Annotated in this window: 1 protein-coding gene; it reads left to right on the top strand. The window is 61.6% G+C overall.

All coding sequences use genetic code 11. The features are described 5' to 3' along the window. Positions 1 to 258, top strand: a 258-nt coding sequence (locus AC0IYH_RS32450; RefSeq protein WP_471838455.1) for a TRAP transporter large permease subunit, incomplete at both ends; no start/stop codon positions are given.

Genomic DNA, 258 nt, shown 5'->3' with positions numbered 1-258 from the left:
ACATCATGGCACGCGTGCAGAACATGCCGTCGCTGCCGCGCGCCTCGTTCAAGGAAATCCTCACCGCTGGCCGCAAAGCGGGCTGGGGTTTGATGCTCATCGTGATCATCCTCGGCGGTATCTACTCGGGTATGTTCACGCCGACTGAAGCCGCCGCGGTGGCCGCCGTGTATGCCGCCTTCGTAGCGATTTTCGTCTACAAGGACATGACGGTGCGTGAGTGCCCGAAGGTGATCATCGAGGCCGGCAAGCTGAGCG

This window comes from Pseudomonas sp. AC463 (genome assembly GCF_979253585.1).
Note: the sequence above shows the minus strand (reverse complement) of the source record. Positions and strands in the feature narration are given on the sequence as shown.